Genomic DNA, 23,121 nt, shown 5'->3' on the forward strand with positions numbered 1-23,121 from the left:
CCCAAAATGCCCGCGCACCGCTTTCGGATGAAAAGCGGCGCTTCTGGACGCGCGATAAATCTCTATCATGCGCCCATAGACAATGACAGTTATCACCACCGACATAATTTTCATGCAGAAGCTGACAAGGAAGGTTTCAAGAGCCAGCACTACCAGTTCACCGATCTCCATGGTTGCCATCGCCGCCTGCATCTGCATGGACAGCGAACTAACATCAATGGCAGTCTCGCCGTTGATGATACCGGAAGCCGAATTAACTACCGATTGTCCAACGTCAAAGACTGCCATTGTAATTGTGAACGTATTGCTGACCAGATAGATTGCGACCCATGCCTTGACAAAATACTTGAAGAACATCCATGTATCTACATCATGCAGGTTGTTTCGCTCGGTCAGCATCGAGATCAGCTCATAGCAGAGTACCAGAGTGATGATGATTCCGGCAATCGGAACTACAACCGACTCTGATAAGTTCTGAATCATACTGAAAACGCTGCTGTTCCAGTTTTGTGGAGTGCGTCCAACCTGAGCCGCGATCTCACTTGTCTTTTCATTGACATCCGTGAACATCGTACTCATGTTGGACTCCACCATTCCTGTCAGAAGTTCCCGCATCCATTTTTCGATGGCTGCAAAAATATTATCGAACAATGGCGGGAGTACCTCCTATCGCGGGTGCTTAGCCGAACAGACCAGAGAGCAGAGGGATCAGCTGCGTACCGATGAGAATGACGCCGCCACCGCTCATGAGCTGCTTCATGCCCTGGGACTTTGCACCCGGATTGTCGTTGCCATATCCTTCCATCAGATTGACAACACCCCAAACGCCAAGACCTGCGCCAATAGCCACAACGAGAGTCTGCAGAACGGTAATAGACTGATTAAAGAATTCCATATATTATTTTCGCCAGACCGCAGATTTGATGAATATTTGCGATTCCAAAAGGGAAGCGGGCTGGCACATCTTCGGTGCTGCCCGCTTCCTGCGATTCTGGCTTCTCCTTTCATTTTCAATAAAGTCAGCCTTTTGGAATCACATGATAGATGGTGGTTATTTCGTGTCGGTCATACGGATCACCTGTTCAGGGTCTGCCCGAACGGGTGGGAGGGTGTATCGCTTGCTGTTGATAAAAGCCTCCTTCCTTATCCTTGTGCCTGTTCGGTCACATCCACTTCATAAAGGTCAAATTCTTCCGTGGTGAGCAGCCGCAGTTCGTGTTTCAGGTAGCGTTCTACGTCGAACTCGTTTTTCTTGTCGAAATCCGAAAGTTCCTTGTACCGCTTATGTTTGGTAATATCAAACTTATCGCTCAGGAATGGTCTGACACCTCTTAACTGTAAGATGCACTTGCTGCCGTCCATGACTGCAAGCTCATCCCGGCTCATCAGTTCTTTTCCGGTCTTTTGGTAGTTCGTGCCAAAAGAGGGGCTGTTGCCGCGGGTATCCGATGTGTTGTAAAGGTCGATGGTTTCCTTGCCCAGGGTTTCAGAAATCTCCTTGAGGGTGGAGCTTTCCTTGCCGCCAAGGAACAGCATCGTGTCACAGTTGCCGATGATGGTTTCTGCGGCATCCTTGTAAATGGTCTTTAACTGGCTCTGCGATTGGAGAATAATCGAAGCAGAAATCTCACGGCTGCGTATGGTGGCGATGAGCTTATCAAACTTAGGGATTTGTCCGATGTTTGCAAACTCGTCCAGAAGCAGCCGCACATGGTACGGAAGTCTGCCACCGTGTTCATCGTCCGCCTTATCACAAAGCAAATTGAATAGCTGTGTGTACAGGATCGACACCACAAAATTGAAGGTATCATCTGTATCGGAGATAATAACGAACATTGCCGTGCGCTGATCTCCCAGCATATCCAGCTCCATCTCGTCGTATGCCATCAGGTCACGCAGTTCCTTAATGTCAAATGGAGCCAGTCTCGCACCGCAGGAAATCAGAATGGACTTCGCCGTTTTACCTGCCGCCAGCTTGTACTTTTTGTACTGCCGCACGGCAAAGTGTTCTGGTTTAGCCTTTTCCAAATCCTCAAATAGTTCATCGACCGGATTCTTGAACTCTTCATCATCCTCGCGGGCTTCGCTGGCATTGATAAATTCCAGCAGCGTGGAGAAGTTCTGTTCTTCCTCCGGGGCTTCATAGTAGATATAGCCGATGAGTGCGCAGTAGAGCAGGCGTTCTGCCTTGACCCAGAAATCTTCGCCGGACTTTTCGCCGTCTCCTTTCGTGTTGGCGATGATGGTATTGACCAGTTTCAGAATATCCTTCTCACTGCGGATATAATGGAACGGATTATAGTGCATCGACTTCTTGAAGTTGATCGTGTTTAGGACTTTGATTTTGTACCCGGCATCCGAGAGCATCTTTCCGCATTCAATGATGATCGTACCTTTCGGGTCAGTACAGACATAGCTGACCTTTTCGGGCATCTGCATCAGATTGGGCTTTACGAAAAACCGTGTCTTGCCGCTGCCAGAGCCGCCGATCACAATGACATTCTTGTTTCTGGCATACTTCGGATGCTTTGGTCTGCCGCTCATCATCAACCGTTCCGTCTGGGTGAGCAGCACATTATTCTCGAATACCGGGTCAATAAAAGGTTCAATGTCCTTGGCATTGCCCCACCGGGCAGAGCCGTATTCCTCTCCCTGACGATACTTCTTTGCGTTCTTCCCCTTAAAGTAGATCACGGCTTTCAGTGCTGCTGCACCGATCAGACCCACCAGCAAGTCGAACGGATGGACACTTGGCAGATAACTCTTATAGGCCAGACCGAAGTTCATAAAAAGAACCATCAGCCTGTCCACGATGGTATCGCCATTACAGTAGCGGTACAGCCATGCGGCTTTCTCCACCATGTAAAAGGCGATGATGTACGGAAAATTCAGCAGGATCAGCTTCTTCACATCTGCCGACTGCATCTTTCCGCTGATTGCCGCCGCTGCTTTCTTGCCCCATGCCGTTCCACCTGTCTGGTTGGAGGGGGCTTTGCGCGGACGTTTACTCTGTGCGGTCGTTTTCTGGCTCATCGCACCTGCCCTCTGTCTTTCGTCTTTTCTTTGGTGATCTCCCGGTGTTTAGCCACACGCTCCTTTGCCTGCTCCAACTTCTTGCGAATGGACTGCCGCTGTTCCTTTTTCAACGAAACTCCGGTATATTCCTTGAACGCTGCCGTCATAACGTCTACATCTTTCGCCTTGAAAAAGACCAGATATTCGGTTTTACCCTCTTTTTCTGCCTTTTTCAGACTATAATCAATGCCGTACTTCCGGGCTACCCGGTCAAACGACTTGATGTTATTGTCCGTGACAACGATATTGGTAAGCTGTGCGCCGCTCTGTTGCAGGCTCTTGATGCTCTGCTTTCCTCTCTTACATCGGTTCTGCCCTCCCATCTTCTTCGACTGCTGTTTTTTCTTCTCGATCTCTGAAAGCAGCTTTGTCAGTGCTGCTTTCAGAAGCTGCGCCGAGATTTTTCCGCCTTTGATGCACAATGCCATCGTTTTTTCGTTTACTTCATCCTGCACCTGCGCCCTCCTTTCCGATTTATAGTTTTATCCAAACGGCATCAGACACTGACTGTGCCTGATACCGGGGGAGCCGTATCGCCAAAGACCGAACGAAATTTCTTTCTGCACTGGTGCATCATGTAGCCGCACTCCCTGCGGTGCCGGCAGGAAATGCAGGGATGGTCACTGTCCGTTCCCGGACGCTGGCGCATCATACGTTCAAACGGGCTATTCGTAAAGTTCATAGGCTCACCCCTCCTGTTCTGCCATCGGAAGAATCCCACGCCGTTTCAGTTCGTGGTACAGAAACTTCCTGCCTTTGTGCGTCCATGCCGTATGCAGCTTTTCTACTGCACTGCCATCACTCCGATGGAGCCGGAAAACAAGGTTTGCTGTATATCCTTTATCCTGATGCTTTGCATACAGCACCCACTGGTTATTGGCCCGGTACTGGATACCGTGCAGATGGAGCAGACGATTGAACACTTTTGCGCCGCAGCCGTACTCTTTTGCGATCTGTGTCGTTGTCACAAGCGAATCGGGCGGCTGTGATTCGTAAAAACGCTTCGGCGGCGCGTGGCTTTTGCACTTGTGCTGATGCAGCAGTTCAATGACTGCCTGCATCCAGTGATCCGCTCCCATGCAGTGCTGTCCTTCGCAGCTACGGAAACAGTCATTTTTGTGGAAGTGATGGAGCTTATACAACTGCTTTGCCATCTCCAGCGTGATCCGGTAGTCATTCACATACCGCTGCACCGTGCGCCCGCCCTCATCCTGCGGGCGGACACGGGGAACGAACTCATAGTCCCGGCCCTCCACAAATCCGTACTGGCACATCCGGGGGAACCACTTGCGGAAGTCACTCTGAATCTGCATCTGGTCGTACAGGTCTCTCGCCCAGATTACCGAGGGAGCCATATCGAAATCCATAAAAAACACGCTCATTGCATTGTCCTCCTTAATTGCTTCTGCCGCCCCATCCGAAATCATGCCTGACCTGTGCAGCGTAATAGCTGTCAATCGTGGTCGGCGCATTATACAGTGTGGCGAGCAGATATTGTTTGATGTTTCGTACCTGTGTGGTATTGCTTTTCAGGCATTCCATTACATACTGGATGTGCATGGAATCCAGCTTCATCAGGCGGCTTTTGACCACCTCTTTCGGCTTTTCTTCCCCGCAAATGCGCAGGAACTTCTTTCTGCTGGTCACGGTTTCCACAAGCAGTTCCAAAATCTCCATCAGGATTTCCCGGTCATGCGGGAAGTTCTTCTCTAAGATCGGGATTTCCAGCTTGTCTTGAAAATAGAGGCGATACCTTTCATCTTCCCGCATCTCTTTCGCTGTGTTTTCCACATACGGTGCGGAATAGATTAGATCAGTCTCACTACTATCAGTATTATTTATATCAGTCTTACTTCCGTTTGATTTCCATACTCCCGGAAGTTCGCTTTTCAAACCACCAGAAGTTTGATTTTCATACTTCCAGTAATTCGATTGTGAAAGTCCCGCATAGAGGTCTTTCACATACAGCAGGTTTGGCTTTCCCAAGCCCTGCCTGCGCCGCTCAACAAGCTGATATTCGTGTTCCAGCTCATCCAGCAGTTTGACCGCCTTTTGTCTGGCACATCGAATCGAATCCATGATCTCATCTATCGTACAGATGATGTAGGCATTTCCATTCTCGTCCTGCCAGCCATTTTTAAGCGAAAGATTCATCCGATCCAGCAAGACCGCATAGAGCAGCTTTGCATCGCCGGACATCTTTTCAAACAGGTCTACCTTGATGAGTGCTTTCGGCACACGGTAGAAACTGTATCGGTCTGCTTCCAGACCTCTGAAATACGGGTACTTCATGTAGATTCATCACCTCCCCTCTTGCTGGATTTGCACTATTATAAATAACAGTACATTCCTACGACGGAGCATCTTTCGACACTCCGCCGCATTGTATCTGCTGTTATTTGAGCTTTGCCATTCTGCCCCAGCCCGTTCCTGCCCCATATTTCAGCGGCGTTTTCTCTGACAAGACACGCAGGATGCACATTCAGTATCAGAAGTATCTCTCTGGGATGGCTTATTCAATTTTCAAGGTTCATGTGAGAGGTTTTGTATTGTCCTCTCATCCTTAGAATCGGAGAAAGGTCATTTCGCAAGGTGTTTTTAAAAAAGTTTTTGAACTTTTTATGAACTTTCCGATTTGGATGGAGATTTTTTGTGTCCTCTCACTCCTAGAATCGGAGAAGGTCTATTTCGCAAGGTGTTTTAAAAAAATTCAAAAAAATTTTTGAGCCGCCCAATTCAGAGTGTTTTCTGTGATTGGACGGCTCATCTTTTGATTATGTATAGGTTATCAGCTGCACAATGCCCGGAAGTGCTTTTTCTGTATCTTGTAAATTGCTGCGTTATAAATTCCGGTAAGATTCTGGCGGGTCATGCCAAGGTGTTTCGCTGCCTCTGTGAAAGACAGACCATGAAACAGATGAGTGTGGACGACCTTTCTCTGCAAATCAGTCAAAGTAGAGAGCAGCTCTTCCACTCTTTCCTCACTTATCATTCTTTCCAGTGTACTCACTGCTTCATCGACTCCCTCTAGGATTTCTTCCCTATACTCCCTGTCCTCACGGGATGGCATCCATTTTCCCTGAATGATTTCGTAATTCATGAAAATACGATCCTCTCCTTCCAGAACCAGCCGGATGTGCCACTCGTATTCATCAAATTCCTCTTCCTCAATGTGATGCCCCGCACCTTCCAATGCATCATATTTATAATGTACGCAGTTACGAAGCGAGAAAACGGTCACTCTTTTATGCGCCCTATAAATCACATAACCATTTTGGTAGACACTGATGCTTCCATGATTTTCCAGAATCTTCTCGGCTACCACCGACACGCCAGATTCCTCAAGAGCCTTCACGGTGGGAACACGCTGTTCCTTGTACAAAGGAAGTTTAACAAGCTTTTTCAGTTCCTTGAATGTCATCATAATGTCCACCTTTCTGCCTTTTGGCTGCGGGCGGTCTGAAACAAAAAATGCAGCAAAAGTTGTCCCAGACTTACCCGTTTTTTTTGAACGGGAAGTCTAAGACTTCTCCTACTGCATCGCTATTTCATGATTCACTTTTAAGGTGTGATGTTTAGTCTCTCATATATAGAATTGCTGGAAGGGCATTTCGCAAGGTGTTTTTGAAAAAAAATTAAAAAAAACCGGAACAGGATGAGTTACTCACAGGCGCACTACTGCGCTGCATTCGCTCATTCTGTTCCGGCCTATATCACATATTGCTACGGTATCGCTCTAACAAACAGATATTATATTGTAGACCCAAAAGAACGTCTGGTGGAGCTGGTCGGCTAACCAGGTGCCGCCTAAGATTCCGCCTCTGCGCTTTCAGTGTCGATGAAGCACTCTGCTTCAGGCTTCTTTCCGTTGGTTCTCTGCTGTGAAAAATTCGATACTCTTCACGGGAAGGCCGTGAATACACTCCACCAGAGATTCAGCAGAAATATAATCTTCACAGCCACCACGCTTGATCTGAAGCATATTCTTTCCATCAACGACACTGCGATTCCCGATCCGCAGCCCCTTTGGGGTGCGGATTTCATGTTCTCCGTTGCTCATCTTCTCACGGCCTCCTTTGTGTTGGTTTAAATTTCTTTTTTTCTTCTATTCAATTTCACCTTTTGAACTTCCGCTCTTTTTTCACCTTTTTCGGCTTGCATATTTACGATTTTTACGGTATAATAATCCAAAAGATGATAGAATATAGCATATATTATAAGCAAGTCATGTCGCCGTGTCAAGAGGAAAATGTGAAAATTTATTGCATCTTACTGATTGAATATTTACAAATTCCATTGCACATTGTTACAGCACGATAACTACGCCATAGAAAGGTTGCAAACATGAAATTTGGAGAGAAAGTTCGCGATCTACGAAAGAAACATTCTTTAACACAGGACGAATTGGCACAATGTCTGGGTATCAACAAACGAACGATCATCGGATGGGAGCGTGATGGCCGCTACCCTCGCAGTATTGAAATGCTTGAAAAGATGGCCGATGTATTCCATGTACCTCTGACCTATTTACAGCCGGATCAGTCTTTATTTATCGAACGTGCCGCCGAAGCCTACGGAAAAAAGGGCAAAATAGAAGCCCAGCATCTCGCATTTGAGCTTACTGAGCTATTTGCCAGCGGAGAGTTGACCCCGCAGGATATGGACGGCATCATGTATGAAATGCACAAAGCCTATTTTAAGTACCGAGAACAAAAACGAGAAAAGGAACGAATAATGAACCTGTGAACCACTGTTCTATTCACTATGCTATCCCCGGAAGGAGAGCACATTATGGATTCTGCATTTATTCACCAAGCCGCCAACGAACTTGTCCAAAATGCCGGAACTCGCAACATCAAACAGATCGCGCGCAGTTGCAGTCTGGACATCAGTGAAACATCCCGCATTAAAGATATGTTGGGTTTACTTTCGCTCTATTTTGATAAGCCATTGATCCTTATCAATCGCCAGCTGGACAAACAGACGAAGCAGATGGTGTGCGGCTATGCGCTGGGGCATTATCTGGAGCATCAGCTGCTTATGGACTTGCATACCCTGAACAAGTTTCTGACCATTAAGGATAAGCACATCCTTCTTTACGAGCATAACGCTTTCACATCCCACCTGATGCTGGACAGTGATGAAGTCTATCAAATGACAAAGCGTGGGTTGGACGCGGCGCAAATTTCCGCAGCCAAACGGATTCACCTCAATCTGGTGCTGGTGAAACTTCTTGAGCTGCACCATCTGGGATACGATCTACGGCACTATCACGCCCAGCACCATGCGTTTATCAAACAGTTCAACCTTCCGGCACATTTTCAGTTTGATGTTGCCGCCGGATGAACTTATGTTCTTATAACCCTAAAACCCTAAAACCCGTAATGAACGGCGTGCTATGCCTGTCCATTACGGGTTTTTCGTGTTATTTCAGTTTTGCGAGGATCTCATCTGCACTCATGCCTTCGGCAAGCAGCTTTTTCAGAACGGATTCCGCTTCTGCCTTTTTCGCTTCTGCTGCTGCCTTGGCATCTGCCTTGGCCTTCTTCGCTTCCAGCGTTACCACTTCTTTTTCGGCCTTCTTTAGAGCAGTCTTCTTCTCTTTCAAGTCAGCCTTTAAAGTGTCAATGTTGGCGGTGATGGATGCGATTTCCGCTGTGAGTGCTTCCTTCGCGGACTGCTTTTCCGCAATCTGTGTTGCAAAATCGGCAGTCACCATCTTTGGCTTATTCTTGCTACCTTTTGTTCTGGGCATAGGACACAAACCTCTTTCCTGTTATAGTAGTTCAAGTATATCACAGATCTGAAAATAAATCAGCCTTGTATACACCATTCTCCAGCATCTTCTTGAAGCTATCCTTTACTGCTGCGACATCCTCATGGTAGGTCATACCATACCATGTATCATTGGTTTTCAGAACCTTCACTGACATCTTTCCCTGCTCCAGCAGCTCACCGATGAAGGTCGGAATCAAATACTCTGCTTTCAACGGATTCTGCACTACTTCTTTTTCAAAGAACTCTTTGAAGCCTTCTTCCAGCACTTCCAAGAAGTCCGGTGTTAATCCCCACATGTTCATAGAAACCAAAGAATTCACCTCGACGACCACACCGTCTGCTTCTGCACCATTCGATGTCTTTACGATGTTCTTAGTCTCCACAACCTCGGTCAAGTTATTTTCCTCATCCATCTTGCAAATGCCGCGAGTAACGCCACCGTTGTCTGACAGCGTGTTCTTCAGCACAAAGCCTGCCATGCAGGACTTGCCGCCGTTTATCAAATAATCATGGACAGCCTTGAAACCTTCTTTTCCATAATAGTCATCTGCATTGATCACAATAAACGGAGTGTCTATTACACTCTTTGCCGCCAGCACTGCCTGACCAGTTCCCCACGGCTTTGTCCGACCTTCCGGAAGTTCTCCCGGAATATCGTTGATATTCTGGAAAGCGTAGTCTACAGTTACATTGCGAGAAGAACAAATAGAGGCAATACGATCACCAATAACCTCCTTGAACTCCTTCTCAATATCCTTGCGGATGATAAAGACTACATGGTTGAAACCAGCCTTAATCGCATCATGGATCGAGTAGTCCATGATGATATGGTTTGCATCATCGACTGGCTCCAACTGCTTAATTCCCGTTCCGAAGCGGCTACCAATTCCGGCTGCCATGATAAGTAATGTTGTTTTCATCTTTTTCTCTTTTCTTTTGAACCTTATTATGAAGAGTTTTTTATCTTTGTAGATGCACCTCTACCTCACTCATATTTTTTCACTATCTTAGCAGGCACTCCTGCAACCAACACATTGCTTTCATTAATATCTCTAGTAACTACTGCATTTGCCCCCACTATAACATTCTTTCCATTTATATACACTCCGGGGAGAATCACCCCCCTGAACAAATCCAGCAGCCATCATTTATAAATACTGATTTCCTTAAATGATAGTGTTTTTCAGATTCTGTCCAATGACTTACATCATATTGTGTCGAAAAAATCTTGGCACCCGCAGATACTGTAACATTATTTCCAAGAACAACATTTCCTACGCAATGAAGTAAGCTTCCCTCATTAAGCGAACAATGTTCTCCTACTGTCAAATTGTCAGGGCACACTACTTTAGGATTATCATAAATAAGTAAGGATTTGGAATCTCCCTTAATATTATATCGCAAATAACAGCAGAGTAATACATAATGTACCTTCGCAATAATTCGATATATTAAACAACCCACAGTCTCCCATTTCATTTACATCCATTCTCCTTATCCCATCAAAAACTCAAATATATTGCCATTAATTTTCTCTTTAGCGAAATATTATGTGCACACCAAATACTCCGGATCTCGCTTTTCACTTTTTCTTTTAACCACTGCATTTTTTCTCTATCAACAGGCGTTTTAGAAAATTTCATCTTTTTCAATATAGTTATTTCGTGGTTTAAATAATTTTCATTTAATAGTACATCCAGTTCCTTATCTTTTTGTAAGCCGCAAAATTTGATTATATTTCTATATGACTCTAAAAGCTTCCAATTTTTCTCTTTAAAAGATTGATTCGTCAGAGAGTCGCTTCTTGTAATATAATGATACAACGGGCAATCCACATAATACGATTGCATGCAGCAACTCATATACTGATGATTAAATAGTGCATCCTCCACCAAAATGCAATTCATATCATAGCGAAGATTATTTTGCTCAATCAAATCAAGCTTATAAAGCTTATTCCATGCAAATCCTTTAAAACTTTTTGGATTTGCAAATTCTCTCATTGTTTCAATTCGGTCACGAATTCCATACTTCGACTGTGTAATAAAGCTATTTTCTTTAGGTGTATTATCATTAAAATAATTACAAATCACAAGATCGAGACTGCTATTAGCCTGATATGGTTCCAACATTTTTTCCAAATAATCAGGTTCTATATAATCGTCGCTGTCCACGAAGCAAACGAAGTCATGCCCCCCCCCGCTAAAATCTATGGCACACTCTATTCCTTTATTTCGTGCCGCAGATAATCCTTTGTTCTCCTCATATATATACACATACCTGGAATCACCATTCGCAAAAGTTTCGCAAATTTGAGAGCAACCATCAGTTGATCCATCATTCACAAGCAAACATTTCCAATTCTGATATGTTTGCTTGTGAATAGATTTTAAGCATTGCTCCAAATATTTTTCCGTATTAAATATAGGCACAACTATATAAACCATTTCTTCCATCCTCCTAACATCAAAAATCATTATATTTTCATAAGCTTCCCAATCACATCATAAAATAGTTTGTTTTTTGTTTTCAGGAAATAAATTGCTGACAACGCCAAATACACCATCGCTCCAATAAAAATTTTTGCAATGAGGCGTCCAATATTCCCTCCAACTTCAAATGGAAGTATCTTTACAACCAAGAACATAATACTACCAAATATAATAAACGGGACGGACTTTTTCATACATTGAGAAACATCCAGTTCTTTTCTTACCATTATAGTTTGATAAACAGCCACTGTCACTTCTGCAATTATTGTTCCAACTGCTGCTCCAACTGAAGCCAGCCGCGGGATTAACGCCCAATTTATAATCACATTAACTCCCGCCCCTAAAAACACAGAATAAATATATACTTTATTCTTTTCTGTTGGAATTAAATATAGCGTCCTTACTATGCACGCCCATGTAATGAACAACACAGTTGCCGAAAGCATTATTGTTATACTAACACACGCATCATATCCCGTTCCATAAAAGATAGGTATAAAATCATTAGCAATAGAAGATATTCCAAATGTAATTGCACATCCAATAAATATTGCAATTTCCATCGATCGAACAAACAGATCCCTACATTCGTCATATTTGCTTCTAGCATATAAATTTGACATTCTTGGCATCATTACAGCACCAAAAGCACTAATCACACATAGACAAACATTAATTAGCTTTTCTGAGTTCTCATAAAATCCAACTTGCTGCATCGTGCTAAAGTTTCCAAGCATAACTTTATCCATCATTCTATATATACTCGTTGCTACCAACGGTATAAACAAAATTAAGATATCCTTAAAATGCTTAAACGCTTCATTTATTCTCGTAAAGTGAAACTTTATATACTTTGAAGCAAACAACCACATTGATGATTGCGCAATAAAATAGCCAAGACTAAGCACAAGCAAATATTTCCATAAGTCAGCACTCGTTTTAACAAATGCAAAAATTAAGACAACATTAATAATCTTAACCAACACTTTTCGAGTAACTGTTAGTTTAAAATCCTCCATTCCAAAAAAAAGCCAGTTAATGTCAAATACTCCACTTAATACATAAAAGACCTGCAGAAACGCGTAAAGTTTATTTCCGCTAAACATCGCAATGTATAATACATATACTATAACTGATATAGATGCTATTATAAATTGTAATGTATAGATGCTTGAAAACACAGCACTTCTTTTCTGTTCATCATCTCTAACACGCGCAATACTACGATTTCCATAATTTTCAACTCCCAACATTCCAAACAGTAAGAAGTATTGAGCAATTGAATATGTATATGAATATGTTCCAATACCCTCTGCACCAAGAACTCTCGATACGTATGGCATAGTTATAAGTGGCAAAATCATCAGTGCCACTTGATATACCATATTATACAAAAAATTAACTTTTGTGCCTTTTCTTTCCATATCTTCTTATCCTTTTTCCTCTACTGTTCTTGAACGTTTAACAAATATACCAATCAAAATAAAAACACAAATCGAACTAAACTCACTATAACTCTTTGATGCAACGCTTGACAAAAGGAGAAAGCCTAGTGCACAGAAAGTAGAAAAATACATATACTTATTTTCTTTTGTTGAATTTATTGTCATTCGCATGAATTTAATCAAAGCTACCAAAATTAACATCGTGCCAAAAAAGCCAAATTGTCCCATTACCATAGGCCAATAGTTATCATTGAGGAAGTATGTTTCACCTTGACGCATTCCATAAATAGAATTAAAGCCGTATTTCTTATAAAGTGGAGAATATTGTGTAGCTGCAACATCAGAGCCAAATGTTCCAAATCCAGCTCCCAACGGAAAATATGTCACCATTGTCATGATACCAAATCTCAAAAGAACCGATCTTGCTTGTGTATCCGATGTAAAGTAGAACACCAACTGATTCCAGCAAATCGCAACTGCTACTACACAAATCGGAATTATATATGCCACCTTTATTTTTTTTCTAATTTTTTCTCCCCATTTTTTTCCATTAGATGTGAAGAAAAAAACTGCCAGTAACAAAAAAACAGCTATAAAAGAAAACGCTCTTGATCGCATTGTTGAAGCCCACACGACCAAAGCTCCCGCAATAGCAATTTTTTTATATAGAGTTGATTTATAACACAAATCTGCTGTCAACAGCGGAATTAAAAAGTAAAACATTTTGCTAAAATTTCCTGGCACATTATACACAAACTGAAATGATCGAATGCCATATCTTGCTGATGCAGTCATACCTATGTCAACAACTTGAGAAAAAACCATGAAAAACAGCATAATCCAAACCAGTAATCTTCCCCATTTAGCCATTAACTGTATCAATTCGTCATAAACGTGTCTTTGCCAATTCGTCATAACAATAGCATAATACGCAAGCCAAACCTTTACAGTCGAAATCACATCTATAACAATATACATTGGCTGGGTCAGCAATCCGGACACTGCATTTCCTATAGCACCAATAATGCAGACAAGAATTAGCAACCATAAGATTGTCCTCTCATCAGCATTTAATCGAACTTTTTTACTCAGAGTTTTTGCCACAAGGCTCATTCCAACTATAATTGCAAACAACTCATCCATATAATTGAATATAGAAATCGAGCCTACTAATGCTCTTTGAAAAACGAACAAATATGTAATAATCGACCAAACTAAAACATGCTTATTAATTTTCAGCGACATTCACTATACTCCTTTCTTATTCTATAATCTGTCTCACTCGTTTGGCCACCTTAATAATGCCCAATTTATAAAGTACTGGTTTCATATATTCTTTAACCTTATCTACTTTTTTTATTGGCATATATTTTTCAATTGCCTTTTCAATACCATATTTTGACAAATACTTGTAGAACTCTCCTCTATCTGGATGCATTGTCGGCTGTTTGTCAAACATAATACCATCAGCTATCTTTGTTTCTTCGTAATTTACGCAAAAGCAGTTCATTTCCTTGAGCGAATTAAATACTTTTTCCGCTTTTTTAGTATGAACTACAACAGCTGTATAACCTTTATCATTATCTTTTATTCCTGCCAATTTTCCAGCACTCCATCCATCGAAAATAGTGTAATCGCTAACTCGATTGTCACCCTTAAATTGGCAATGATAGCAGCTTGGTCTTTTTGCTATTCCACTCACGAACAGTTTCATCATCGGATCAGTTCTACCGCTTTGTGAATAAACGTCTCCGTTCTCAAATAAAAGCATCATCGTGCTACATTGATAGCCATATGTTTTATTTCTAAAATTCACACTGTCAATTTTAGAATTATATTTATCCTCTTGATATATTAGATATTTTTTCCATAACTCAGGTGAAGGCACCCCCGCACATAAGACTTCTACTAAAATCAAATTCTGATAATCTTTTTTTAAGTACGTCTGCAATCCAGCCACTTGACACGGTGTTCCAGAAAAGCAGACCAACATTCCATTTTTAAGGTATCTTTCAATAATTTTGTAAGAATCTCCAATTTGACTTTGAACATATTTTGATCCGCTCAATTTATAAACATCTGCAAATGAATCAATTATGACATGTCTTACTTCATTATTTTCACAATATGCTGCTCCACAAACGCATCCCCCTCTATTTAAGACATACTGAGCTATTAAGTTCATAAATCCTCCTGATGCGCTTCTTTTCAAAGCATCGTCATCTTTACACTGGATTTCGTATGTCTTTCTAACTTCTGTTTTAAAGGGCTTAGGATTTTTTATTGGGCAAGCATCTTCACACAAGCCGCACTTCACGCACTCTTTCAAATCAATATTCGGATACAAGAATCCCTCCTCATCTGCCATCATTTCAATCGCTCTTTTAGGGCAAATATTAGCGCAAGCTGAACATCCGCAGCAATCCGATTTATTTAGAATTTTAATCATAATATATCTCCTGAAGAATACTATTCATTCAGAAGATCAAGGGACTATCACCTTAATTTATTTCTTATATATCGAAATGCACTCATATTATACAAATATTTTTTTGAGTATTCTATTAAATAATCTTTCACTTTTATCGGGGCAAATTTTTGAACATGATTATCCAATAATTCCTCGTCAATCCCATGATAGAATTCATTTCTTTTCGGATGAGGTTGTGCTGAATTCCAAATCATAACACCATCTAAATCTGCTGCCTTTTTTAGATCCACAGAATACAACTCGTATTTATCTTTTATTTCTTCCAGTATTTTTTCTCCTTTGGAAGATTGAACAATTAAGTTTGTAAATCCTTTATCATCATCAATTAGGTTATTAACCAATTTCTCTGCATTCCAGCAATCATAGATAGTAAAGTCACTACACCGCTCCAATGTCTTAAAATGACACTTATAACAGCTTGGCCTTGACGATAGTCCCTCAAAAAAGCTCTTGAGCATTAAATCTACTCGTGCACTTCCGAAATAGCTTTTTCCGTTTTTAAACGCAATACGCATTGTGCTACTATGGTATCCATACGTTTTATATCTAAAAGCGACGCTCTCTATTTCTGAATGATATTTACTTTTTTGCAAGTTTAGATACTTCTCCCACATCTTTGGTGAAGGAGTTCCGTGGCATACCACATCAACTGTAACAAGATTATCATATTCTTTTCCTAAAAAAGACTTCAATCCGCAAACTTGACAGGGTGTACCAATAAAGCATACAACTGTTTTTTTCTCTATATGTTTCTTTATCTCCGTAAAGCAATCTTTTAAATCACTTTGAACATATTTTGAGCCTCGGAATGCTTGCCCCCCCCCGGATATTACATGCACAACTTTGAAATTTTTATCATATGTTGCGCCACAGATAACGCCACCTTGTTTGCTAATCCAATCAGCTAAAGGAGACACAAAACCGCCCGACGTACTTCTTGAAACAACACTCTGATCCAAGGCCCTAATAACATAACCATGTCTTTCAAAAGATTCTAAAGGCATGTTTTTTTGTGTTGGGCAAACCTTTTTACAAAGATCACAGCCAACACACTCTGATGCATCTATTATTGGATATAAGAATCCCTCCTGGTCTGGTTTCATACTAATGGCATGTTTTGGACAAATACTATAGCACGCTGTACACCCACAGCAATTTTCTTTTTTCGTATATACATTTTTCATTTAATTTTCCTTCAAGGCATCCTTAAGATATTTAGCAGATTCTGCTCTTAACTTTTTCAATTTTTCTTCAACAGCATTGTAATCAATGCCATTTTTGACGTCCATAACATTTCCACTATATCTTCTTTCGCTCAGTCCCAACAAAGTACAGAGACTATCAATTCTACTATTTCTTGAATTTGCTCCTGCATTAAAGCGGTTAAACGTCATAAATTTTTTGTGATTCAGAATGCTGAAAACAGAGCCGTGGAAAGAATCTGTCAAAATATACTCAGCATGACGAATCAAATTTACAAAGTCAGCTGCATCAATATCGAAGAGCTGAATATCGCCAAAGTTCAAATCACATTCCACATAATTATCCAAGAACGGACAAGTAGCCAGTTTTAGCCCTGTCTTGTTTTTGAACTCATTTGCAATCCTTCTATGCTCTTCATTTGTTCCCAAAAAATAGCAGAACACATACGGTTCTTCTACAACTTTCTTTTCCGGGAGCATTTGTTTCCATCCCTCTGCGTCAAATAGCAAGGTTGGGTCACATACTACCTGAGCCGTTTTTCCTGTTAATTCTTTAATGATTTTTTGTCCAGCAAGTTCTCTGGTACTCAAATGCTGAAAACGGTTCAAATATTTTGCGGTAGCCTTTTTTTGAGAATTTGGAATTTGGCTCACTCCAAAACTCGTTGCATATGCAACCTTCGTCTTATTGTCCGGTGCAAACTCAAGCGTGTAGAAATGGCTTCCCAGATTATTCGGCAACCAAAGCTGATCACTTCCACAAAGAAATGCATCATAGTTTTTCTTGCATTTTGCCACAAGTGTTTCCCAACCACCATAAGATTCCGAAAACAATGGAGCAAAATACTTATCTACAAAAGCATCAAACCGTTGATTTCGTTGTTGCACTTGTGCCTGATAAAAAGGTTTGCTTTTTAGTGCATTATCTTTTTGGTTTCCAGAAAGTTTCGATTTCACAAACGAGATATTAAATAATCTAGGAATTGTTTGAACAATAAAAGTTGGCGTTATTTTTTTCTTATAACGAATTATTTCCGACTTACAATCAAGCTCCTCAACTTTTTTTACGGTGGCAAGCACCTGTAATTGACTTCCGAAATTTTTTGTGTCATAGCATACTGCTAATCCGATTTTTTTCATACTCTTTTCTCCTACATCACATCAATATAATATTGAGCTAATTTTTGATGCATCGCGTCCATGCTGTACTTTGTATGAATAAGCGCAATATTATTTTTTCCTATTTTTTCTACTGTCTCTTGATTCATACAATATCCAATTAAAGCTTCCGAAAGCTTTTTAATATCTCCCGGCTCTATTAAAATCCCATTTTCTTCTTTTACAACTTCTGGAATCGCACCAACCGTAGTGCTTATAATCGCTTTTCCGCAAGCCATACCTTCCAAAATCGCCATTGGAAGTCCTTCATTATAAGATGGAAGCACCAATACACTAGATCTTTTAAGCAACTCTAATTTCTTATCAAAATCAGCCCATCCCACAATAAGGATATTGCTCTTGAGATTCTTTTCCTCAACAATCTGCTTGCATCTATCAATATCCCCATCGCCAGCCAAATAACATTTAATATCCGGTATTTGTTCCCTAACTTGTTCTATTGCTTTTATGAGGTCATACGTTCCTTTTCTTTCTCCAAGTCGCCCAAGAGATACAAAAGTGTGCGGATGATCTTTGACCATTGTTATAGCAGGCTTCAATCTCTCAGTGTCTATACCATTTTCAAGAACAACACAATTTTTCAGTCCAAATGTTTCATCAAACTTCTTTTTCCAATCAGCAGACAACGCAATAACCTCATCTGCTTCTTTCAATATTGAAACAATCTTATCCTTTTGATTGCTTTTTTCATAAAAGAGCATATATTCAGCACCGTGAATATGTAAAATTACTTTTTTGCCCCACTTTTTCGCGGCATGAACATACAAACCTTTTCTGAATGTACTACCATATGAAGCTGCATGGATATGATAAATATCATAATTTCGTTTCGTAAAATAGAATCGAACAAATGAAAGCAGAGAAAACAGGAGAACTTTTAATTTATTTCCATCAATATATGATTCATAAACATCTATTTCAAATTCTTCATTCAGCTTTTTGTCCTTTACAATTTCCTCTATAACAGTAGCCATCCCACCTTTAGATCTTATTGGACTCGGCCCTATTACTAAAATTTTCATTACATTACTTTCTCCTTATTCTATCATCTTTCCCCGATTAGATATTTCTCTTTATAGAGTCCCAATATGGAATTTTCAACTTTCTGCCAAACATTAAATCTGTTTCATATGTAATATCCGCATCAAATCCAGAATTCGGTGACAAAGTGATTTCCCCGAAATAAATTTGTCCGTTAATATTATACAAATCGATACGCGCAAAAACAAAATCCTTAGATAAAATTTTTGCTATTTCTAACATTTTATCTAAGTTCTTTGGCATTGGAATCTTAGGATCAGGCAACTTATCATCGCCTTTGTTCAATGGAATGAAATTCCATTCTTGGTCATAGTATAAGTAAGATGCTTTGTGTGAATTTTTGCTAAATCGGTCTTTGCAAACCAATATGACATCCGGCTTACCATTAAAGCAATAAATCTTATAATCCATCGGAATATTTCCATCATCAGAAATGAATTTTTCGCAGAGAATCATCGGCTTAATGTTCTTATATTGATACTCGCGACCAATATAAAAGAAATTACTCTTTAAGGATTTTTCAATTTTGCTTCTCGCGTTTGCATGATCAAGTTTATTTTTGTCTGTACAAACTACTAATCCGCCAGAATCGTGATTGCATTTCAAGACAAATTGCTTTGGAAGCAAAGAAAAATCAATGTCTTCATATTTTTCCCAACTACCTAATAGTGGAATTAGATATTCCTCTCCTATTTTTTCTTTCACATAATCTCGAACCAGCAACTTATCAGACACGATTGATTGTAGCGGAAACCTATAATTAAACTTCAGCCACTGGAGCTTTTCATTTAATGTAGTCGGGTTGTTTGTATTCAATTTTCTTCCAACTCTCAGCTGATAATATAACTTGATATAGCTTTTATCTGGCAAAAAACTAAGACTCTTTTTTACAAAAGTCATAACTTTATCTCTGTTCATAATCAATTTCCTTTTATATATTCTTCAATACTATTGATAATGTTAATTGTATTTGATTTATAGCTGTTATACTTTGTCTGTTGCACTGTATCAAGTGCAGTTTCCAAATCACCAACATCATGACAAGAGCATATCAAATTAAGGTCATCAAACTGCTTTATCAATTGGAGCTGATGATCATCAACATGCTCACCATATTTCGCGAGCCTCGGAACAGCTATAACCTTCTTTCCCTTCTTGACAGCTCCAATAATGGCTCCAGTGCCTCCATGTGTTATAACAATGTTGGCTTTTTCCATTTCATTGCTAAACTCATCCCTATCCAAAAACTTTTTATAGCTGAAATTTTTCGGAAGGTAATCGCTGTAGCCTATTTGTGCAAACACATCTTCTGCATCAACTGTCCCTTTTTCACACAGCTCATCAACAGCCTTCAGCAATCTATTAAACTGAAATTTCTGTGATCCAAGTGTTATAAATATCTTATTGCCCATTTAATAGATTCCTCCTAAAAATATGGCTTTAGGATAGAATTTCAGCATTGGCTTCCACTGAACATAAAACTGATCCGCAAACTTGTAGAGCAATTTTCCGGTTTCGGTAGGGGAAGTAACTTTCGCAAAAGATTCTATGTAGATCAGTTTCTTGCCCATAAATTTAGAAACCAAGCAAATCGGTATCATTGCAAGAACTCCTGTGCAGATAACTACATCGGGTTTTTCTTTTCTATAAATGCCGATAGACTTCCAGGCATTTTGAATCATCCGCCAGATAAAATCTTTTTCTCGGCGATTGACCTGCTTCATATAATATGTTTTTTCGCCTTTTGCTTCTGCGCTATAATCTGTCTTCTCAGTAATGACAAAGCTATCATATTTCTCCATCAGTGGTTTTAACATCATGAGCTGCTCATAATGTCCGCCTGATGATGCCGCAAAGCATATCTTTACGTTTTTCTTTTCATCCATCTCTCTACTAACCCACACTTATTAATCTCTACCAAACAAATCTCTGGTATATACTTTTTCTTTCACATCATCCAAACACTTGTCATAACGGTTTGCAATAATGGCATGGCTCATTTCCTTGAACTTCGCTAAGTCATTGACAACTAGGGAACCAAAGAATGTTTCGCCATCTTTCAACGTCGGCTCATAGATAATGACAGTTGCGCCCTTTGCCTTCACACGCTTCATAACGCCCTGAATAGAACTCTGCCGGAAGTTGTCGGAGTTGGATTTCATAGTCAAGCGATAAACACCAATCGTAACAGATTTCTCCTTGTTCTCATCAAACTCATTCTCTGCATCGTAGCCATAGTAATCAGCCAATTTCAGAACACGGTCAGCAATAAAGTCCTTACGGGTACGGTTAGATTCCACGATTGCTTCGATCAGATTTTCCGGAACATCTGCATAGTTTGCCAGCAGCTGCTTGGTATCTTTCGGCAGGCAATACCCGCCATAGCCAAAGGACGGATTATTGTAGTGGCTGCCGATACGAGGATCAAGGCAAACGCCATCGATGATCTGCTGGGTGTTCAGCCCCTTGCTTTCTGCGTAGGTATCCAGTTCATTGAAATAAGCCACGCGCAAAGCCAAATAGGTGTTAGCGAACAGCTTGACCGCCTCGGCCTCAGTGAAGCCCATGAACAGTGTGTCAATGTTCTCCTTGATTGCACCTTCCTGGAGCAGACCAGCAAACTCATGTGCGGCTTTCACCAGACGTTCATCGTTCAGGTCAGTACCAACGATGATACGGGAAGGATACAGGTTATCGTAAAGGGCTTTAGATTCACGCAGGAACTCCGGGCTGAAGATAATATTCTTGGTATTGAACTTCTTACGCACAGAAGCGGTATATCCAACAGGGATAGTAGATTTGATGACCATAATGGCATTCGGATTATATTCCATAACCAGCTTAATCACAGCCTCAACCGCAGAAGTATCAAAGTGCTGGGTCTTGCTATCATAGTTGGTAGGAGCCGCGATTACAACAAAATCCGCATCCGAGTATGCAACCTTTGCATCCAGCGTTGCGGTCAAATTCAAGTCTTTTTCTGCCAAGTATTTTTCAATATAATCATCCTGAATCGGAGATTTCTTGTTGTTGATCATATCGACCTTAGCCTGCACAATATCGACTGCAACTACCTGATGATGCTGGCTCAGAAGCACTCCCAGCGAAAGTCCGACGTATCCCGTGCCGGCCACAGCGATTTTATAATTTTTCATAGTTCTGTTCTCCCTCACTAATTTTTCATTTGATAAAACAGCAAACAAGCCCACGGCGGATCACTCAATGGCAATCCACCGTAGGCTCGATTCGTTCTCCTTAATTTTTTACTTGCTGCTCATTTTGTGGGTCAAAACAGAGCTGCACCAAAGCCTCCCACTTATAACCTCTGGATTTTAGCTTCTCCGCAGCCTGTCAGCAAATAAATACTTTTGTTGAACGAGTCGAGCCGTCAAAACCCTTTAGTTATCGTGGTTTTTCTTGGTTGACCCTATTATATCTCTAGCCCCAGTGCCCGCAACGGCGATTTTGTAATTCTTCATGTTATTTACTCCTCCGGCCCTCATCGGGCATATCCTCTAATTTTCTATGTACACATCCATATGGATGGTCTTTCTCTCTAATTTCTGCTGTGTGATAACCACACTCGGCTAAGTGTTTTCTTATGCTGTCGTACCCAATTACCTCAGCAATCGTGTTTTCTACTCCATAAAACATCCGTTGAGTACACTCGTCTCTATTCCTCTATAACTGAAGTGTTACTTTATACAGTCGAACCCCGTATACTCTGTAATGACGTTTTTTCTAAGTGTTGGATTGTTGAATCGAACCTTGTCGGTGCATGAGTTTTGTTAAAACTGTATATATCGTCCAGTCCAATTCTCGTCACTCACTGTTCATTATGAACAAATCATTCGCCCCAACCACTCAAAACATGTAATCATCATCGCCATCCATGCTCTACTCAACAGCTGTTTTATGAAGTAAAAATCATCTGTTTTTCTCTAATTTTCATGACTCAACAAACCGTTATGATGTAGGTGTCATTAGCGGGTCAGATAGTGTACTCAACAGCAGTTTCAGACGTTGATGATAAACTCATGGCTTTTTGTTGTTTTTGTCGCCTTTGGCGGCATCCCCTCAAAACATCTGAAAAAGATGTGCCAATTTTGTGCCACAGGGGTCAAAAGTTCAGCGTTATGTATAAGTATCCGGCGTTTTTAGTTCATATAGTTGTGAAATATAACCAATTTTAGCAATCTAATTAGTGTGCAAAACAAGTTCTTTTCGACGATGCTACGTCAATATGGTTTGTTGAGTAGACATTGCCAGTTATATACATTCCGTTTATAATGACACTTAACATATTTTTGTGACTTATGGCCTATTAAAACAGCATTTAGCCTTAGCCTAACAATATCATGTACATTCTAGCTTATTTGCTCCAGTTTGTAAACATTATGAAGCAACTTTCTTCACAG

At 40.7% G+C, this 23,121-nt stretch carries 25 protein-coding genes and 1 pseudogene; 3 read left to right on the forward strand and 23 right to left on the reverse strand.

Translation table 11 applies throughout. The features are described from left to right. The 8 genes and pseudogenes from DWX00_RS16830 to DWX00_RS16865 all read right to left on the reverse strand — a co-directional run. Nucleotides 1–615 (reverse strand): VirB6/TrbL-like conjugal transfer protein, CD1112 family (locus DWX00_RS16830; protein WP_330417008.1); only part of this gene is annotated, 615 nt, incomplete at its 3' end. Nucleotides 616–679: 64 nt separating this feature from the next. After that, entirely contained in the window at nucleotides 680–895 is a 216-nt protein-coding gene (locus DWX00_RS16835) for a Maff2 family protein (protein WP_097776607.1), read from the reverse strand. 248 nt (nucleotides 896–1,143) lie between these two features. Continuing rightward, nucleotides 1,144–2,895, reverse strand: a pseudogene (locus DWX00_RS16840) (VirD4-like conjugal transfer protein, CD1115 family); the annotation flags it as partial. Between the two features lie 134 nt (nucleotides 2,896–3,029). Further along, nucleotides 3,030–3,530: a PcfB family protein gene (locus DWX00_RS16845; protein ID WP_118595826.1), complete on the reverse strand. Its 501-nt coding sequence runs from the start codon at nucleotides 3,528–3,530 to the stop codon at nucleotides 3,030–3,032. A 41-nt stretch (nucleotides 3,531–3,571) separates the two neighbouring features. Continuing rightward, nucleotides 3,572–3,757 carry a hypothetical protein gene (locus DWX00_RS16850; RefSeq protein WP_118539045.1) on the reverse strand — a complete coding sequence of 62 codons (186 nt, stop codon included), beginning with the start codon at nucleotides 3,755–3,757 and terminating at the stop codon, nucleotides 3,572–3,574. Nucleotides 3,758–3,761: 4 nt separating this feature from the next. Next, nucleotides 3,762–4,457, reverse strand: a complete 696-nt coding sequence (locus tag DWX00_RS16855; protein WP_158578894.1) for a phage antirepressor KilAC domain-containing protein — start codon at nucleotides 4,455–4,457, stop codon at nucleotides 3,762–3,764. A 13-nt stretch (nucleotides 4,458–4,470) separates the two neighbouring features. Then, entirely contained in the window at nucleotides 4,471–5,367 is an 897-nt protein-coding gene (locus DWX00_RS16860; protein WP_118595828.1) for a DUF6017 domain-containing protein, read from the reverse strand. A 496-nt stretch (nucleotides 5,368–5,863) separates the two neighbouring features. Next, nucleotides 5,864–6,499: a sigma-70 family RNA polymerase sigma factor gene (locus tag DWX00_RS16865; protein WP_118552728.1), complete on the reverse strand. Its 636-nt coding sequence runs from the start codon at nucleotides 6,497–6,499 to the stop codon at nucleotides 5,864–5,866. A 231-nt stretch (nucleotides 6,500–6,730) separates the two neighbouring features. Between DWX00_RS16865 and DWX00_RS19755 the strand changes: the two genes are divergently transcribed. Next, complete coding sequence (locus tag DWX00_RS19755) at nucleotides 6,731–6,871, forward strand: hypothetical protein (protein ID WP_158578896.1); 141 nt, start codon at nucleotides 6,731–6,733, stop codon at nucleotides 6,869–6,871. Between the two features lie 57 nt (nucleotides 6,872–6,928). On the opposite strand, the gene DWX00_RS16870 is transcribed toward DWX00_RS19755, so the two are convergent. Further along, the gene (locus DWX00_RS16870) at nucleotides 6,929–7,135 is read right to left on the reverse strand and encodes a hypothetical protein (protein ID WP_097776605.1); all 207 of its coding nucleotides are present in this window, start codon (nucleotides 7,133–7,135) and stop codon (nucleotides 6,929–6,931) included. A 284-nt stretch (nucleotides 7,136–7,419) separates the two neighbouring features. Here DWX00_RS16870 and DWX00_RS16875 point away from each other — a divergent pair, with 284 nt between their 5' ends. Next, the gene (locus DWX00_RS16875; RefSeq protein ID WP_118595829.1) at nucleotides 7,420–7,821 is read left to right on the forward strand and encodes a helix-turn-helix transcriptional regulator; all 402 of its coding nucleotides are present in this window, start codon (nucleotides 7,420–7,422) and stop codon (nucleotides 7,819–7,821) included. 45 nt (nucleotides 7,822–7,866) lie between these two features. Further along, the gene (locus DWX00_RS16880) at nucleotides 7,867–8,421 is read left to right on the forward strand and encodes an ImmA/IrrE family metallo-endopeptidase (RefSeq protein WP_118595830.1); all 555 of its coding nucleotides are present in this window, start codon (nucleotides 7,867–7,869) and stop codon (nucleotides 8,419–8,421) included. A gap of 79 nt (nucleotides 8,422–8,500) precedes the next feature. On the opposite strand, the gene DWX00_RS16885 is transcribed toward DWX00_RS16880, so the two are convergent. The 14 genes from DWX00_RS16885 to DWX00_RS16945 form a co-directional block, all read right to left on the reverse strand. Further along, nucleotides 8,501–8,830: a hypothetical protein gene (locus DWX00_RS16885; RefSeq protein ID WP_118595831.1), complete on the reverse strand. Its 330-nt coding sequence runs from the start codon at nucleotides 8,828–8,830 to the stop codon at nucleotides 8,501–8,503. A 40-nt stretch (nucleotides 8,831–8,870) separates the two neighbouring features. Next, nucleotides 8,871–9,773 (reverse strand): sugar phosphate nucleotidyltransferase, encoded by a 903-nt coding sequence (locus DWX00_RS16890; protein ID WP_118595832.1) that lies wholly within the window; start codon nucleotides 9,771–9,773, stop codon nucleotides 8,871–8,873. 196 nt (nucleotides 9,774–9,969) lie between these two features. Then, a complete protein-coding gene (locus DWX00_RS19505) occupies nucleotides 9,970–10,332 on the reverse strand; it encodes an acyltransferase (RefSeq protein WP_118613310.1) in 363 nt (120 codons plus the stop codon). 23 nt (nucleotides 10,333–10,355) lie between these two features. Then, nucleotides 10,356–11,300, reverse strand: a complete 945-nt coding sequence (locus DWX00_RS16895) for a glycosyltransferase family 2 protein (protein WP_199669521.1) — start codon at nucleotides 11,298–11,300, stop codon at nucleotides 10,356–10,358. A 29-nt stretch (nucleotides 11,301–11,329) separates the two neighbouring features. Continuing rightward, nucleotides 11,330–12,769 carry a flippase gene (locus tag DWX00_RS16900; RefSeq protein ID WP_118595834.1) on the reverse strand — a complete coding sequence of 480 codons (1,440 nt, stop codon included), beginning with the start codon at nucleotides 12,767–12,769 and terminating at the stop codon, nucleotides 11,330–11,332. 6 nt (nucleotides 12,770–12,775) lie between these two features. After that, nucleotides 12,776–14,035: a hypothetical protein gene (locus DWX00_RS16905; protein ID WP_118595835.1), complete on the reverse strand. Its 1,260-nt coding sequence runs from the start codon at nucleotides 14,033–14,035 to the stop codon at nucleotides 12,776–12,778. Nucleotides 14,036–14,051: 16 nt separating this feature from the next. Then, the gene (locus tag DWX00_RS16910; RefSeq protein WP_118595836.1) at nucleotides 14,052–15,239 is read right to left on the reverse strand and encodes a Coenzyme F420 hydrogenase/dehydrogenase, beta subunit C-terminal domain; all 1,188 of its coding nucleotides are present in this window, start codon (nucleotides 15,237–15,239) and stop codon (nucleotides 14,052–14,054) included. A gap of 47 nt (nucleotides 15,240–15,286) precedes the next feature. Continuing rightward, nucleotides 15,287–16,465: a Coenzyme F420 hydrogenase/dehydrogenase, beta subunit C-terminal domain gene (locus tag DWX00_RS16915; protein ID WP_118595837.1), complete on the reverse strand. Its 1,179-nt coding sequence runs from the start codon at nucleotides 16,463–16,465 to the stop codon at nucleotides 15,287–15,289. Next, complete coding sequence (locus DWX00_RS16920; protein WP_118595838.1) at nucleotides 16,466–17,623, reverse strand: polysaccharide pyruvyl transferase family protein; 1,158 nt, start codon at nucleotides 17,621–17,623, stop codon at nucleotides 16,466–16,468. Nucleotides 17,624–17,634: 11 nt separating this feature from the next. Next, a complete protein-coding gene (locus tag DWX00_RS16925; protein WP_118595839.1) occupies nucleotides 17,635–18,684 on the reverse strand; it encodes a glycosyltransferase family 4 protein in 1,050 nt (349 codons plus the stop codon). Between the two features lie 37 nt (nucleotides 18,685–18,721). Further along, the gene (locus tag DWX00_RS16930) at nucleotides 18,722–19,621 is read right to left on the reverse strand and encodes an ATP-grasp fold amidoligase family protein (protein WP_118595840.1); all 900 of its coding nucleotides are present in this window, start codon (nucleotides 19,619–19,621) and stop codon (nucleotides 18,722–18,724) included. Between the two features lie 2 nt (nucleotides 19,622–19,623). Beyond that, nucleotides 19,624–20,115, reverse strand: a complete 492-nt coding sequence (gene pssE / locus DWX00_RS16935; protein WP_118595841.1) for a PssE/Cps14G family polysaccharide biosynthesis glycosyltransferase — start codon at nucleotides 20,113–20,115, stop codon at nucleotides 19,624–19,626. Next, on the reverse strand, nucleotides 20,116–20,589 hold the full coding sequence (pssD, locus tag DWX00_RS16940; RefSeq protein WP_118595842.1) for a PssD/Cps14F family polysaccharide biosynthesis glycosyltransferase: 474 nt from the start codon (nucleotides 20,587–20,589) through the stop codon (nucleotides 20,116–20,118). A gap of 21 nt (nucleotides 20,590–20,610) precedes the next feature. Then, the gene (locus DWX00_RS16945; protein ID WP_118595843.1) at nucleotides 20,611–21,858 is read right to left on the reverse strand and encodes a nucleotide sugar dehydrogenase; all 1,248 of its coding nucleotides are present in this window, start codon (nucleotides 21,856–21,858) and stop codon (nucleotides 20,611–20,613) included. Nucleotides 21,859–23,121: the final 1,263 nt, after the last annotated feature.

Source organism: Blautia sp. AF17-9LB (assembly GCF_003479185.1).
In the GTDB taxonomy this organism is placed as follows: Bacteria; Bacillota; Clostridia; order Lachnospirales; family Lachnospiraceae; genus Fusicatenibacter; species Fusicatenibacter saccharivorans.

Coding starts and splice junctions, on each gene's coding strand:
- DWX00_RS16835 (WP_097776607.1), bottom strand. CDS start 895: ATGGAATTCTTTAATCAGTCTATTACCGTTCTGCAGACTCTCGTTGTG.
- DWX00_RS16850 (WP_118539045.1), bottom strand. CDS start 3,757: ATGAACTTTACGAATAGCCCGTTTGAACGTATGATGCGCCAGCGTCCG.
- DWX00_RS16855 (WP_158578894.1), bottom strand. CDS start 4,457: ATGAGCGTGTTTTTTATGGATTTCGATATGGCTCCCTCGGTAATCTGG.
- DWX00_RS16860 (WP_118595828.1), bottom strand. CDS start 5,367: ATGAAGTACCCGTATTTCAGAGGTCTGGAAGCAGACCGATACAGTTTC.
- DWX00_RS16865 (WP_118552728.1), bottom strand. CDS start 6,499: ATGATGACATTCAAGGAACTGAAAAAGCTTGTTAAACTTCCTTTGTAC.
- DWX00_RS19755 (WP_158578896.1), top strand. CDS start 6,731: ATGAGTTACTCACAGGCGCACTACTGCGCTGCATTCGCTCATTCTGTT.
- DWX00_RS16870 (WP_097776605.1), bottom strand. CDS start 7,135: ATGAGCAACGGAGAACATGAAATCCGCACCCCAAAGGGGCTGCGGATC.
- DWX00_RS16875 (WP_118595829.1), top strand. CDS start 7,420: ATGAAATTTGGAGAGAAAGTTCGCGATCTACGAAAGAAACATTCTTTA.
- DWX00_RS16880 (WP_118595830.1), top strand. CDS start 7,867: ATGGATTCTGCATTTATTCACCAAGCCGCCAACGAACTTGTCCAAAAT.
- DWX00_RS16885 (WP_118595831.1), bottom strand. CDS start 8,830: ATGCCCAGAACAAAAGGTAGCAAGAATAAGCCAAAGATGGTGACTGCC.
- DWX00_RS16890 (WP_118595832.1), bottom strand. CDS start 9,773: ATGAAAACAACATTACTTATCATGGCAGCCGGAATTGGTAGCCGCTTC.
- DWX00_RS19505 (WP_118613310.1), bottom strand. CDS start 10,332: ATGAAATGGGAGACTGTGGGTTGTTTAATATATCGAATTATTGCGAAG.
- DWX00_RS16895 (WP_199669521.1), bottom strand. CDS start 11,300: ATGGTTTATATAGTTGTGCCTATATTTAATACGGAAAAATATTTGGAG.
- DWX00_RS16900 (WP_118595834.1), bottom strand. CDS start 12,769: ATGGAAAGAAAAGGCACAAAAGTTAATTTTTTGTATAATATGGTATAT.
- DWX00_RS16905 (WP_118595835.1), bottom strand. CDS start 14,035: ATGTCGCTGAAAATTAATAAGCATGTTTTAGTTTGGTCGATTATTACA.
- DWX00_RS16910 (WP_118595836.1), bottom strand. CDS start 15,239: ATGATTAAAATTCTAAATAAATCGGATTGCTGCGGATGTTCAGCTTGC.
- DWX00_RS16915 (WP_118595837.1), bottom strand. CDS start 16,465: ATGAAAAATGTATATACGAAAAAAGAAAATTGCTGTGGGTGTACAGCG.
- DWX00_RS16920 (WP_118595838.1), bottom strand. CDS start 17,623: ATGAAAAAAATCGGATTAGCAGTATGCTATGACACAAAAAATTTCGGA.
- DWX00_RS16925 (WP_118595839.1), bottom strand. CDS start 18,684: ATGAAAATTTTAGTAATAGGGCCGAGTCCAATAAGATCTAAAGGTGGG.
- DWX00_RS16930 (WP_118595840.1), bottom strand. CDS start 19,621: ATGAACAGAGATAAAGTTATGACTTTTGTAAAAAAGAGTCTTAGTTTT.
- pssE (WP_118595841.1), bottom strand. CDS start 20,115: ATGGGCAATAAGATATTTATAACACTTGGATCACAGAAATTTCAGTTT.
- pssD (WP_118595842.1), bottom strand. CDS start 20,589: ATGGATGAAAAGAAAAACGTAAAGATATGCTTTGCGGCATCATCAGGC.
- DWX00_RS16945 (WP_118595843.1), bottom strand. CDS start 21,858: ATGAAAAATTATAAAATCGCTGTGGCCGGCACGGGATACGTCGGACTT.